General features: G+C 59.4%; 11 protein-coding genes and 2 pseudogenes. 9 read left to right on the top strand and 4 right to left on the bottom strand.

Translation table 11 applies throughout. The features are described 5' to 3' along the window. Positions 1–8 precede the first annotated feature (8 nt). Entirely contained in the window at positions 9–848 is an 840-nt protein-coding gene (locus tag ACQY4M_RS10790; RefSeq protein WP_428543832.1) for a carbohydrate ABC transporter permease, read from the top strand. 40 nt (positions 849–888) lie between these two features. Beyond that, positions 889–1,887 (top strand): ABC transporter ATP-binding protein, encoded by a 999-nt coding sequence (locus ACQY4M_RS10785; RefSeq protein WP_428543830.1) that lies wholly within the window; start codon positions 889–891, stop codon positions 1,885–1,887. A gap of 154 nt (positions 1,888–2,041) precedes the next feature. Here ACQY4M_RS10785 and ACQY4M_RS10780 read toward each other — a convergent pair. Beyond that, positions 2,042–2,614, bottom strand: a pseudogene (locus ACQY4M_RS10780) (L,D-transpeptidase). A gap of 210 nt (positions 2,615–2,824) precedes the next feature. Here ACQY4M_RS10780 and ACQY4M_RS10775 point away from each other — a divergent pair. From ACQY4M_RS10775 to ACQY4M_RS10765, 3 genes are read left to right on the top strand one after another with little or no spacing between them, the layout of a single operon-like run. After that, positions 2,825–3,817, top strand: coding sequence for a BMP family protein (locus tag ACQY4M_RS10775; RefSeq protein ID WP_428543828.1), 993 nt, complete (start codon positions 2,825–2,827; stop codon positions 3,815–3,817). Between the two features lie 46 nt (positions 3,818–3,863). Further along, the gene (locus ACQY4M_RS10770) at positions 3,864–5,381 is read left to right on the top strand and encodes an ABC transporter ATP-binding protein (protein WP_428543826.1); all 1,518 of its coding nucleotides are present in this window, start codon (positions 3,864–3,866) and stop codon (positions 5,379–5,381) included. Then, on the top strand, positions 5,378–5,647 hold the full coding sequence (locus tag ACQY4M_RS10765) for a hypothetical protein (RefSeq protein WP_428543824.1): 270 nt from the start codon (positions 5,378–5,380) through the stop codon (positions 5,645–5,647). The genes ACQY4M_RS10770 and ACQY4M_RS10765 overlap by 4 nt, the downstream gene beginning before the upstream one ends. A gap of 37 nt (positions 5,648–5,684) precedes the next feature. On the opposite strand, the gene ACQY4M_RS10760 is transcribed toward ACQY4M_RS10765, so the two are convergent. Beyond that, positions 5,685–6,911, bottom strand: a complete 1,227-nt coding sequence (locus ACQY4M_RS10760) for an IS256 family transposase (protein ID WP_428539582.1) — start codon at positions 6,909–6,911, stop codon at positions 5,685–5,687. Between the two features lie 105 nt (positions 6,912–7,016). Between ACQY4M_RS10760 and ACQY4M_RS10755 the strand changes: the two are divergent. Both ACQY4M_RS10755 and ACQY4M_RS10750 read left to right on the top strand, forming a co-directional pair. Further along, positions 7,017–7,613 (top strand): annotated as a pseudogene (locus ACQY4M_RS10755) (ABC transporter permease); the annotation flags it as partial. A gap of 14 nt (positions 7,614–7,627) precedes the next feature. Beyond that, positions 7,628–8,926 (top strand): amidohydrolase family protein, encoded by a 1,299-nt coding sequence (locus ACQY4M_RS10750; protein WP_428543822.1) that lies wholly within the window; start codon positions 7,628–7,630, stop codon positions 8,924–8,926. Here ACQY4M_RS10750 and truA read toward each other — a convergent pair. Continuing rightward, the gene (gene truA / locus ACQY4M_RS10745; protein ID WP_428543820.1) at positions 8,899–9,669 is read right to left on the bottom strand and encodes a tRNA pseudouridine(38-40) synthase TruA; all 771 of its coding nucleotides are present in this window, start codon (positions 9,667–9,669) and stop codon (positions 8,899–8,901) included. The genes ACQY4M_RS10750 and truA overlap by 28 nt on opposite strands. Positions 9,670–9,851: 182 nt before the next feature. Here truA and ACQY4M_RS10740 point away from each other — a divergent pair, with 182 nt between their 5' ends. After that, positions 9,852–11,237 carry a YcjX family protein gene (locus ACQY4M_RS10740; RefSeq protein ID WP_428543818.1) on the top strand — a complete coding sequence of 462 codons (1,386 nt, stop codon included), beginning with the start codon at positions 9,852–9,854 and terminating at the stop codon, positions 11,235–11,237. Beyond that, entirely contained in the window at positions 11,234–12,232 is a 999-nt protein-coding gene (locus ACQY4M_RS10735) for a YcjF family protein (RefSeq protein WP_428543816.1), read from the top strand. The genes ACQY4M_RS10740 and ACQY4M_RS10735 overlap by 4 nt, the downstream gene beginning before the upstream one ends. A 254-nt stretch (positions 12,233–12,486) precedes the next feature. Here ACQY4M_RS10735 and ACQY4M_RS10730 read toward each other — a convergent pair whose 3' ends face one another. After that, positions 12,487–13,530, bottom strand: a complete 1,044-nt coding sequence (locus ACQY4M_RS10730; RefSeq protein WP_428539227.1) for an IS5 family transposase — start codon at positions 13,528–13,530, stop codon at positions 12,487–12,489. Positions 13,531–13,590: the final 60 nt, after the last annotated feature.

The following is a 13,590-nucleotide window of genomic DNA, read 5'->3' as shown; positions in this document are numbered from 1 at the left end:
GTGGGCAGATGAACAAAGCACGCCGCAATATCTGGCATTCGGTTGCCGCCCACGGGATTTTGTTAACCTATACGCTGCTGGCCCTGTTTCCGGTGTTTGTGATCCTGATCAACAGTTTCAAAACCCGCAAGGCCATCTTTCGTCATCCGCTGCAACTGCCCGGACCCGATACGTTTTCGACCATCGGCTATGATACGGTGCTAAAACAGGGCGATTTCATCCAGTATTTTGAAAACTCGCTGATCGTCACGGTGGTTTCGCTGTTCTTTGTGCTGCTGTTCGGGGCCATGGCGGCCTTTGCGCTGGCGGAATACCGGTTCAAGGGCAACACTCTGCTTGGGCTGTTTCTGGCATTGGGGATCATGATCCCGATCCGCATCGGCACCGTTGCCATCCTGAAAATGATGGTGGCCAGCGGGCTGGTAAATACGCTGACAGCGCTGATCCTGGTCTATACCGCTCAGGGGTTGCCACTGGCGGTGTTTATCCTGACGGAATTCATGAAACAGGTATCCGAAGATCTGAAAAACGCGGGCCGGATTGACGGGCTTAGTGAATACGCCATCTTTTTCAGGCTGGTGCTGCCACTGGTGCGTCCGGCGATGGCTACCGTTGCGGTGTTCAACATGATCCCGATCTGGAACGATCTGTGGTTCCCGCTGATCCTTGCCCCGTCCGAGGCCACCAAAACCCTGACGCTGGGAAGCCAGGTGTTTATCGGCCAGTTCGTTACCAACTGGAACGCGGTTCTGGCGGCGCTGTCGATGGCGATTATTCCGGTGCTGGTGCTCTATGTGATTTTCTCGCGGCAACTGATCCGCGGCATTACCTCGGGGGCTGTAAAATGAACAACACCGCCCGCGATTGTGAATTGATGAAGGATACGAAATGACCGCTTTGAAACTGGAAAAAGTCTGCAAATCCTTTGGCTCGGTCAAAGTGCTGCACGACATTGACCTGACGGTCGAGGATGGCGAATTCGTGGTGTTTGTCGGCCCGTCGGGCTGTGGCAAATCCACCCTGCTTAGGGTAATCGCGGGGCTTGAGGATGCCACATCCGGCAGCGTGGAAATCGCGGGCCGCGATGTCACCACGACCCCGCCGTCCAAACGCGGCATCGCGATGGTGTTCCAGTCCTATGCGCTCTATCCGCACCTGACAGTGCAGGGGAATATGGAACTGGGGCTAAAGCAGGCCAGGATGGATAAATCCGAAATCGCTGCGCGCGTGGCCGAGGCCAGCCGCATGTTGTCACTGGACGACTACCTTGATCGCCGCCCCGCGGAACTGTCCGGCGGTCAGCGCCAGCGGGTCGCGATTGGCCGCGCCATTACCCGCGAACCCGACCTGTTCCTGTTTGACGAACCCCTGTCCAATCTGGACGCCGCGCTGCGGATGAACACCCGTATCGAAATTGCCAACCTGCACCGCACGATTGACAGCGCGATGGTCTATGTCACCCACGACCAGATCGAGGCAATGACATTGGCCGACCGTATCGTCGTGCTGCGTGACGGGCGGGTGGAACAGGTCGGCAGCCCGATGGATATCTACAATGATCCGGACAACCAGTTCGTTGCCAGCTTCATCGGCTCGCCGGCGATGAATTTCGTCAAAGCCGCTGCATATGGATTTGACAAGGGCACTGTGCTGGGGATCAGACCCGAATATCTGACGGTCGTTGACAATGGTCGTCTGTCCGGGGTGGTGACGCATATCGAACGGCTCGGGGCGGAAACCAACCTGTTGGTGGACCTGGATACGGATGACACGATCACCCTTCGCCTGTTTGGCCAGTATAGCTTTGATGTCGGGCAAAAGGTCGGGGTCGACTTTGACGATGCCAAAGCGCTGTTCTTTGACGAACACGGCCAGCGTATCCGCTGATCTGCCCCTTCTTCTTTTCCTAAATACCTGCGCCGCAGGCAAAAACGCGCGCCCCTTCAGGGGCGCGCGTTGGGCGTCGCGCGTTAGCGCGGCGCAATCCCCAGATCAGACCCGATCCGGGTGAAAACTTGATTTCTATTGGATCGGATACGCTCTAAATCAATTTAACCTGTGTGCCGACCTTGGCCAGATCGAACAATTCGGCAATCTGGTTATTATACAACCCGATACATCCGTTCGACGACCGCCGCCCGATCTTGCGCGTGTCATTGGTGCCGTGGATCCGGTAATATTGCCAGCTTAGATACAGCGCATGCGTCCCCAGCGGATTGTCCGGCCCTGGACCAACATAATCTGGCCACTCTGGATTGCGGGCCTTCATTGATGCTGTTGGCCGCTAGGACGGGCCAACCACCTTGCGAATAACGCGGGTATAACCACGGCGGGTCAATTCATCGGTCATCGGCACAGAGCTGGGGTACAGCTTGTAAACACTTTCGTCCTCGGACCAGAACTGCACCATCCGCGATACCGTATCCGACAAAATGGCGCCGTTTTTCAGATTGTCGAAATGGTCCTGCCAGCGCGGAACCCGAAAGGATGAAATATTGCGCCGTGTCCCGCCGCTTGCCTGTGCCAGCAATGCCGGCGCCGGAAATATGCTCAGGGCCGCTGCTCCAAGCAGCACTTTGCGTCGTGACTTGTTTTCAGGTTTGTCGTTGCTCATTCGTTTCTCCTGTTATTTCACCCGATACGGGCCCGATAATGTAATTGCCTCATGCGCACATAGGGGCTTCCAGCGCTGGTAGGTAAAGCGGTGTCGTGATCACAAAGTGGTGAGGAAATGCGCAGTTTTTCGCATCGGATTCAACTAATTTCTTGACCGATTGATAAAATGCAGCCACCCTTGCGACATATTGCCACTTGGGAGGTTACAATGGGAATTTTAAGAACATGGAGCAGACGCACGGTTTTAGCGTCCTTTATTGCCGCAGGGACAATGATGTCTGCCGGTGCCGCACTGGCCGAAAAAATCAAAGTCGCAGGGATATTCACCCTGCCGGTTGAACAGCAATGGATCAGCCGCATTCACAAGGCGCTGGTTGCCGCCGAAGAACGCGGCGATATCGAATATGTCTATTCCGAAAACGTTGCCAACACCGATTATGAACGCGTGATGCGCGAATATGCCGAGGGTGGCCAACAGTTGATCGTTGGTGAAATTTTCGGTCTGGAACGCGCGGCCCGCAAGGTGGCCGCAGATTATCCCGAAACAGCATTCCTGATGGGCTCGTCATTCGAGCCAGCAGGCGACAATCTGTCGGTGTTCGATAACTGGATCCATGAGCCTGCCTATCTGTCGGGCATGGCCGCCGGTGCTGCCAGCAAATCCAATGTGATCGGCATGGTCGGGGGCTATGCCATCCCCGAAGTGAACCGTCTGATGAACGCCTTTATGGATGGCGCGCGGGAAACCAATCCGGACGTTAAATTCCTCGTGAACTTTATCGGCAGCTGGTATGATCCGCCCAAAGCCAAGGAAAGCGCATTCGCAATGATGGATGCTGGTGCCGACGTGATGTATGCCGAACGCTTTGGTGTGTCCGATGCCGCGGTTGAGCGGGGCGTCAAAGCGATTGGCAATGTGATCGACACATCCGGTGACTATCCGAACACAATCCTTTCCTCTGCCCTGTGGCACATGGAACCGACCATAGACAAGGCAATCGCTGCGGTTGCCGACGGATCCTACAAGGCCGAGGATTACGGCAAATACAGCTATATGAAATATGGCGGCGGGTCTGTTGTGGTGGATGAAAACCTTGTTCCGGCCGATGTGCTGGAAGCCATCAAAGCCAAAGAAGCCGCAATTCTGGATGGGTCTTTCGTTGTCAAAGTGAACAACGACGAACCCGTTTCCGACAAATAAAAGGCCGCAGGTGCCGGATACTTTCCGGCACCTTCACCCCCCTATTATGAACAAACCCCTTATCCTGACCCTTGCCGGTCTGACTAAACGCTTTGGCGATGTGATCGCCAATGACGCCATCGACCTGACCCTGCATCAAGGCGAGGTTCTGGCCCTGCTTGGCGAAAACGGCGCAGGCAAAACCACGCTGATGAATATGCTGTTCGGTCAGTACACGCCGGATGCCGGTTATGTCGAAATCATCACCGAGGATGGCACACCCCTGCGCCTGCCACCGGGCCATCCGCAAGCCGCGATTGATGCGCACATCGGCATGGTGCACCAGCATTTCACCTTGGCCGAAAACCTGACAGCACTGGATAACATTCTGCTGGGGTCCGAAAACCTGCTGTCCCTGCGCCGCCACCGCCGCGCCGCGCGGGCCAAGATCGAAGGTTTGATGCAGGATTCCGGCCTGATCGCGCCACTGGATGAAAAGATCGGCGCGCTGTCTGTTGGCGAACGCCAGCGGGTTGAGATTTTGAAGGCCCTGTTTCACGACGCCCGCGTGCTGGTTCTGGACGAACCCACCGCCGTGCTGACCCCGCAAGAGGCCGACAGCCTGTTCATCGCTTTGCGCAAGATGGTTGATCGGGGTCTGTCGGTGATCTTTATTTCCCACAAACTGCACGAGGTTCTGGCCTTTTCCGACCGCATCGCCGTGCTGCGCCACGGTAAAAAGGTGGGCGAGCTGATCACGGCAGACGCCGATAAAAACCAGATTGCCACCCTGATGGTGGGCGAGGAAACAGCCCTGCCAAAGCGCGAGGACGGCCAAGTGGGTGATCCGGTGCTGGAACTGAAATCCATCACCGTGTGCCGCGAAAACACCCGTAATTCCCTGAATGATGTGTCGCTCTGTGTGCGGGCTGGCGAGATTGTTGGGGTGGCCGGCGTTTCCGGCAACGGCCAATCCGCGCTGGCGCAGGTCATTTCAGGGCTGGAGCGCCCCGATCAGGGCAGCATCGCCGTGGCCGGGAAAGTGATGCCCGCGCCCACGCCCAAGGGCATGATCAAGGCCCATGTGGGCCGCATCCCCGAGGACCGGCACCATGACGGCGTGGTCGGCAGCATGACAGTGGCCGAAAACCTGATCATCGAACGGCTGGATGCGCCCGATGTGCAAACACGCGGGTTTCTGCGTAAGAAGCGGATTGCCGAACATGCCGAGGAATTGTTGCAAGCCTATGACGTGCGCGGACCCGGCATTGACGCCCGTGCGGCGCTATTATCGGGTGGCAATATCCAGAAACTTATTCTGGCGCGGGTGCTGGAGCAGGAACCGCTGGTGATCCTTGCCAACCAGCCCACGCGCGGGCTGGATTTTGGCGCGGCGGGCGAAGTGGCGCGCCGTTTGATGGAGGCTCGCAAGCGCGGGGCAGGGGTGGTGTTGATCAGCGAGGATCTGGACGAGGTGCTAAGCCTTGCCGACCGGATCGTGGTGATGCACGACGGGCAGTTGATCGAGGCCGACACGCGCGATCGTGCGGCAATTGGATTGTTAATGGCGGGGCAGGCGGCATGATGGTGATCGAGCCACGGGGCAATATTTCGCGCGGGGTGCAGATGGCCATTCCGGTGATCGCGGCATTGGTGGCACTTGCGCTGGCGGCATTGCCGCTGGCTTTTGCGGGCGCCCCCATACTGGAAGCCTACAAGCAGATGTTCATCGGCGTTTTCGGCTCGCTCTTTTCCTTTACCGAAATGCTGACCCGCGCCACGCCGCTGATTTTTACCGGTCTGGCGGCAGCATTGGCATTTAGGTTGTGTCTCGAAAGTGGTGGAAATTGATTTCAGGCACCTCCGAGCGGGTTGAGTTATGCGCCGGTCAGGCGGCTTGGTCAAGGGTTGCGTCGGCGACGGGCTGAGCGAGCGTTTCCCAGCCATCGACCTTTCGCATGACGATCTGCCCCGAGGCCATCAGAGCCCAAAGCAGCATCGGCACGGTCTCGGCGCATGGCAGCACGGTCTGGGTCTTGATGCGGCGGCGGAATTCCTCGTTCAGGCGTTCGATCGCATTTGTCGTTCTGGCCGATTTCCACTGGCCTTGTGGCAGACGCGTGAAGGTGAAAAGCTTATCTCCTGCTTCTTCCAAGCTGTCAGCGACGGCCTTGCATTTCAGCCGCCATTTTCGCAGAAATGCCTTGCGGCGGGTGGCGATTTCCTCGGGTGTTTTGGCGTAGATCATGTCGCGGTAATCTTCTGTCAACTCATCATGCATACGCTTGGGTGCCTTGGCCAGAAGGTTGCGGTGCTTGTGCACCGTGCACCTCTGGATCGGCAGATCTTCACCCCAGAGGGCAATGAGAGCGACCTCAAGTCCCGGTGCCCCGTCCACGATGACAAATTCGGGCCGTTTCAACCCGCGCGCATCCAGATCGTTGATGAACTGACGCCAGGCGGAGGTGCTTTCGCCGCCCATGTTCATCAGTGATAACAAGACCTTCTGCCCATCCCGGCGCACGCCAATCGCGGCCAGAACCGAGATATTGGTGGCCTTCCTGTCAATCCGCGTTTTGATCACGGTGCCGTCCAGGATCAGCCGCACGATGTCTTCATCCGCAAGGCTGCGGGCGCACCACGCCTGCCAGTCCACCTTCACCTTGCGCCAGGCGCGGCTCACCACATCCTTGCTGACCGCCCCCTGAAACAGGCCGAACAGGGCGCGTTTTACCCGCCGTGTGTTGGTGCCCGAAAGGTAGACAGCAGCGATCAGCGCCTCGGCCTTCTTCGTCAGCCGCTGGTAGCGGGGCAATGCCTTCGAGCGCCATTCTCTGGCCTTGCCGGCCTCGCCTGTGATCCGCGCACGCGGCACGCGCACCGTTTCGGTTCCAAATGTTCCGACCAGTTGCCGCTCGCGATGCCCGTGGCGGTATCCGGCCTTTGCCCCGCCGCTGCGGCCATACCGGCAACGGCCCAGAAACTGCTCCAGCTCCTCTTCGAAAACCGCCTCGATCGTCGCGCGGATGTTCTGGCGCAGCCGGTCTTCAATCGGGTCATAGCCTGCTTCATTGGCCAGTAGCGCGGATGTCGATGTTGCTGTATTCTTTGTCATGGCGTGATCTCCTTGGCGGTTCCAGCCGCCGGTTGGGTGGCTTCGATGCACCCGGAGATTACGCCGTCCTCGAATTTCCACCAAACTCGCGACACTACCACCATTCTGCCCGATGTATCCTCGCCGCCGCGCATCATTCCGTTTCAGCCGATGGATGTGCCATATCTTTCGGACATCCCGTTCCTTGGTCCCGTTATATTCCAGCAAACCGCCATGACGTGGCTGGCGCTGATCATGGTCGGGGTCGTCTGGTGGGTGATCAACCGCACGCCTCTGGGCGTGGCCCTGCAGGCGGTCGGTGACAACCCCGATGCGGTGAACGCGCAAGGGCTGTCGGTTTACAAGCTGCGGATCGGGGCCGTGGTGGCCGGATCCGCATTGATGGCGCTGGGCGGTGCGTTCCTGACCATGTCGGCGTTTGACGCGTTCTTCTTTGGTATGGTAAACGGGCGGGGTTGGATTTGTATTGCCTTGGTCATTTTTGCCAGTTGGCGACCGGGCAAGGCGCTGTTGGGCGCATTGTTATTTGGTATGTTCGACGCTTTTCAGGTGCGCCTGCAAACCGAGGCGGGCGCGATTGTGCCGTCGCAGATATTCCTGATGGCGCCTTATGTTTTGTCGATTATCGCGCTGGTGATTGTTGCCAGAAAAGCCGAATACCCCCGCGCCCTGCTGCATCCGTGGTTCAAGGGCCACCGATAGAAGGAACACACCCCATGCGATTTGACCTGCTTGTCACCAACGCCACCCTGCCGGATGGCCGCAAGGGATATTGCATCGCCTGCAAGGATGGCAAAATCATAGCAATTGAGCGCAGCATTGATGCCGAGGCCGACACCGTGCTGGATGCGGAATCGCAACTGGTCTGCCCGCCTTTTGTGGACCCGCATTTTCATATGGATGCCACCCTGTCACTAGGGCGGCCACGGATGAACATCTCGGGTACTTTGCTGGAAGGGATTGCGCTGTGGGGCGAGTTGAAGCCGCAGCAAACGGTGGACGAAATTATCGAGCGCGCCTTGCGCTATTGCGATCTGGCCGTGGCGATGGGGATCGGCGCGATCCGCAGCCATGTGGACATTTGCGATGATGATCTGAAGGGGGTGGATGCGCTGATCGAGGTGCGCAAACAGGTCGCACCCTATCTGGATCTGCAACTGGTTGCCTTTCCGCAGGATGGTGTTTTGCGTGATCCGACCGCGCTGGAAAACCTGACCCGCGCGCTGGATCGCGGGGTCGATGTGGTGGGCGGCATCCCGCATTTCGAGCGCACTATGCAGGATGGGGCTGAATCGGTGCGCCTGCTGTGTGAAATTGCCGAAAAGCGCGGGCTGATGGTGGACATGCATTGCGACGAAAGCGATGACCCCCTCAGCCGCCATGTGGAAACGCTGGCTTATGAAACCACGCGGCTGGGGTTGCAGGGGCGAGTGGCCGGATCGCACCTGACCTCGATGCACTCGATGGACAATTACTATGTCAGTAAACTGATCCCGCTGATGGTCGAGGCCGGGTTGCACGCCATCCCCAACCCGCTGATCAACATCATGCTGCAGGGACGGCACGATACCTACCCCAAACGTCGCGGGCAAACGCGGGTGCGCGAATTACGCGATGCGGGGATCACGGTTGGCTTTGGCTCGGACTGTGTGATGGATCCGTGGTATTCGCTGGGCAAGGCCGACATGCTGGATGTGGCCTTCATGGGGCTGCATGTGGGGCAGCTGTCGTCCCGCGCCGACATGCGCTGGTGCTTTGATGCGGTGACGGTGAATTCCGCAGCGATCATGGGGCTGAATGGCTACGGGCTTGAGGTGGGCTGTGACGCCAACTTCATCCGCCTTCAGGCCGATGATGCGATCGAGGCGATCCGCCTGCGGGCGCACCGGCTGAACACGGTGCGTGGTGGCAAGATTATTGCCAGCGCACCTTGTGTGGAACATGTTCTGGATATGCCCGGCAGGCCGATGACACTGGAAGCGTCAAACTATGCGCCGAAAGGCAGTTCCGGGTAATGCACATGCGCCAGATACAGCCCCTGTGGCGGGCTGACCGGACCGCAAGCAGTGCGGTCGCACGCCTCTAACGCAACGCGCACATCTTCCGGCTCCCATGCGCCGGCGCCAACCCGCTCCAGCGTGCCGACGAAACTGCGCACCTGATTGTGCAGAAAACTGCGGGCGCGCACATGGAAGCGGAATTCGCAGCCATGCGGGTAATCGACTTGTTCAATGCTCAATTCGTCCAGCGTTTTGACGGGGGATTGCGCCTGACATCCGACTGACCGGAAGGTGGTAAAATCGTGCTGGCCCAGCAGGTAATCCGCCCCCCGCTGCATTGCATCCGCATCCAGCGGGTGTTTCACCTGCCACACCAGCCCCTTGTCATGCACCAACGGCGCACGGCGGCTGATCAGCCGGAACAGGTATCGCCGCTCTCGGGCGGAAAAACGGGCGTGGAAGTCATCTGTAACCGCAGCCACATCGACAATCGCCACGGGGTCGGGTTTCAGGTGGTAATTCAGGGCCTCCATCAGGCGGAACGGATCCCATACCTTGTCCATATCGCAATGGGCAACCTGTCCGGTCGCATGAACGCCGGTATCCGTGCGCCCCGCCGCCTGAATACCGTCAAAATCCGGTTGCAGCTTGCGCAAAGCCTCCTCTACGGCCAGTTGCACGGTTGGCAGACCCTTTTGGCGCTGCCAACCTGAAAACGGCGCGCCGTTGTATTCGATTTTCAAAGCACAACGTGGCATGGCCCTTGGGTAGCGTGACGGGCGTGAATTGGCAATCGGTCTTGGCTTCTTCTTTTCTTAAATACCTGCGGCGCAGGCCAGAAAACTCTTATGCCTGCGGCGCGGATATTTATGGAACGATAATGGGGCCTAGGCAGCGGGCGTGTGGACGCCTATCTTATGGGCAAAGCAAGGGGAATATTTTGCGGATATCCGAGGTAGTAAGCGGTTTGACGGGGGGCTGGATCGGCTCTGAAGTAACGGTGCGGTTGGGGGTGACGGGCCTGAGCCGCGCGGGCAAGACGGTGTTTATCACATCCCTTGTCGCCAACCTGCTGGATCGCGGGCGGATGCCGCAATTGCTGGGGGCGGCCTCGGGGGCGGTGCAGGCGGCCTATTTGCAGCCACAACCCGATGATACGGTGCCGCGGTTCGAATACGAGGCACATCTGGCGGCACTAACGGCGGATCAGCCGCATTGGCCGCAAAGCACCCGCAACGTTTCGCAACTGCGGGTGTCGCTGAAGGTGCAGCCAACGGGGCTGCTTGGCAACCTGTCCGGCCCGCGTGTGGTGCATCTGGATATTGTCGATTATCCAGGTGAATGGCTGCTGGACCTTGGGCTGCTGGACAAAAGCTATGCCGAATGGTCCGCCGGTGTGCTGGAGATGATCAGGGGGCGCGAGTGTGCGGCGGGTTTTCTGGCGCAGGATGTGGACGCCACAGCCGCGTTTGACGAAGCGCGGGCGCAGGACCTGGCCGCCATTTACACCACCTATCTGCACGCCGCGCGCGAGGCGGGGTTTTCCGACTGCACGCCGGGGCGGTTCCTGTTGCTGGGCGAAATGGAAGGCTCGCCGGTGCTGACTTTTGCGCCGATCGCGCAGCCCGAAAGCTCCAAACGCGGCTCGATGTGGCGCGAGATGGAGCGCCGCTATGAGGCCTACAAAAAACAGGTGGTGCAGCCGTTTTTCCGCGATCATTTCGCCAAGATCGACCGGCAGGTGGTGCTGCTTGACGCCTTGGGCGCCATCCACCGTGGCCCGCAGGCGGTTTGGGATATGCGCCGTGCAATGGGGGATGTTCTGAGGGCCTTTCGCCCCGGCAAGGTGGGGTTTCTGGCCTCTCTGTTCGGGGTGCATCGGGTGGAACGCATCCTGTTTGCCGCCACCAAGGCGGATCATCTGCACCACCGCCAGCACCCGCGCCTGACCGCGATCATCACCGCCATGCTGCGCGAGGCGCGGGATCGGGCGGATTTTTCCGGTGCACTGACCTCGGCCATGTCAATCGCCGCCCTGCGCGCCACGGTCGAGGAAACGATTGAACATGATGGCAAGCGGCTGGACTGCGTGCGCGGCACCCTGCTGGACAGCGGCAAACAGGCGGCGTTTTACCCCGGTGAATTGCCCGACGATCCTACGAAACTGTTGTCACCGGCCCGTGAAGGGGCGCAGAAATGGCTGGACGGGGATTACCAGATCATGAGCTTTGCCCCAGCACCCCTGCACCTGAAACCGGGCGAGGGGCCGCCGCATATCCGGCTGGACAAGGCGGCGGAATTTCTGATCGGGGATTATTTGAGATGACCAAGAAAACAACAGGCCCCGTGCTGATCGAACTGGAACAGGACACGCCCGACATCACCCCCGCCACCGCGCCGCCGGTGCCCGATTCCTCCGCGCCCACGGGGCAGGCGATGCAAACACTGGCGCAGATCGCGGCGCGTAAACCGTCACGGCTGGCCCGCTGGTTCTGGTCGCTGGTTGTGGCGCTGGGCGGCTTTGCCCTGTCGGTGGCCGCGTGGGATTTTGTCACCGGCATGATCGCGCGCAATACCTATCTGGGCTATCTGGCGCTGGGGCTGACGGTGTTGTTGTTGGCTGTGCTGGCGGTGATGGCCCTGCGCGAAGCCTTGGGCTTTGCCCGTCTGAAACGGCTGGATCGGGTGCATCGGGCGGCGGGGGCGGCACTGGCCTCGGGTGATCTGGAGGCGGCAAGGGATGTGACGGACCGCTTGATGGCGCTTTATGCAGGGCGGGCGGATACAGACTGGGGTCGGGTTAATTTTAACGAGCGCAAGGGCGATGTGTTTGATGCCGACGGCTTGCTGGCGCTGGCGGAATCCGAGGTGGTCAAACCGCTGGATGCGCAAGCGGTGAAGGAAATCGATGCCGCCGCGCGGTCTGTCGCAACCGTAACGGCGATTGTGCCGCTGGCGCTGGCCGATGTGGCGGTGGCACTGACGGCGAACCTGCGGATGATCCGCCGCATTGCCGAGGTTTACGGCGGGCGCTCCGGCGTGATCGGCAACTGGCGGCTGACCCGCAGCGTGCTGACCCATCTGGTGGCCACGGGTGCTGTGGCGGTGGGCGATGACCTGATCCACTCGATCGCGGGGGGCGGGGTGTTGTCGAAAATCTCGCGCCGGTTTGGCGAGGGGGTGATCAACGGCGCGCTGACCGCACGGGTCGGGGTCGCGGCGATGGAGGTTTGCCGCCCGCTGCCCTTCATCAACGCCAAACGCCCTGCGGTGACGGGGCTGGTTAAACGGGCGCTTGCGGGGTTGTTCGGGCGCGGGTAGCTTTGAGCCGATTTACACGGGCAATAGCATCAGGCCGGATCGGTTCGAGGTTTCTTATCGGGTGGATGGTGGCCAGCCGAGACGTGAAATAATTCATAATACAGGGAACCTCTGTAAATTCCCGTTTTCGCCTTCTTCGCGGCGGGGTGGACGGTTTTTCGCCTGTCCCGCCTGATTGCTTCGGATCATAAACCCATTTTCACCGGTTTCAAGCCGGTTTTGGGTATTTCAGGCACACCTCACCCCATGAACCCTTATCCCGGCGCCGCCAGGCCGCATTCGAACTGGACGAAGCGCTTCATGTTGTAGACCAGGTTCATCATCCCGATGCGAAATCGCGCCCGCTTCAGGCCGATGGAGCGGATCAGCTTGCCGCCCATGGAGCGCTCCTGAAAAGCGAATACATGCTCGACCCGGACCCGCACTTTCGAGCGCCTCCGGTTGGCCTTTTGCTGGCGCTCGCCAAGCGGCTTGCCGCGCCTGCCCTTGTGATGGATATGGCTGTGAAGCCCCCGCTCTTCCAGCTCGCTTTCGATCTTTTGCGAGCGATAGGCGCTGTCGGCCCACAGGTCCGATGAGGTGTTGCTCGCATCAATCAGACCGGCAAGCGCCTGGCTGTCATGCACGGCGGCATCGGTGACATCATAAGCGCGGATGAATTTGTGCCGCCGGTCGACATTGATGTGGTTCTTGTAGCCGTAATAGCTCTTGCCGTGCTTCTTCGTCCAGCGCGCATCCACGTCCTTCTGGCGCTTCTTGTGGGGTTTTTCCTCCCACTCTTCAGGCGTTTCGCCCGCCTTGATTTTCTCGTTCTCGTCCCTTTTGTTGTGCTGGCGCGGCGCCGGAACGATGCTCGCATCAACAATCTGCCCGCCCATCGCCAGATAGCCCTTTTCGCGCAGAAAGGCATCGAACTTGTCAAACAGCTCCTTCATCTTCCCGGCCCCGGCCAGCCTTTCACGGTAGGCCCAGATGGTCTTGGCGTCAGGTACGCTGTCTTCAATGCCAAGGCCGAGAAACCGCATGAACGACAGGCGGTCGCGGATCTGATACTCGATCTGATCGTCAGAGAGGTTGTAGAGCTGCTGCAAAACCATCGTCTTGAATATCAGCACCTCATCCCAAGGCGGGCGGCCAGCGTTGGATTTGCGCTGTTCGGGCGGCGTGCGCCATATGGCCTTCAGCTCGTCCCGGTAATCCTCGAACGGCACCATGTCGTTGAGCAACACCAGCGGATCACCAGATTTGTCCAGTCCCGCGTATCGGCTGGAAAGATCAAAAAATCCCATCTGACCCATGACAAAACCCCGTCGGTCGAATCATTTTCATCCTGATGACGATTCTACCCCGTCAGGCCG

The organism is Profundibacter sp. (genome assembly GCF_965277155.1).
In the GTDB taxonomy this organism is placed as follows: Bacteria; Pseudomonadota; Alphaproteobacteria; order Rhodobacterales; family Rhodobacteraceae; genus Profundibacter.
Note: the sequence above shows the minus strand (reverse complement) of the source record. Positions and strands in the feature narration are given on the sequence as shown.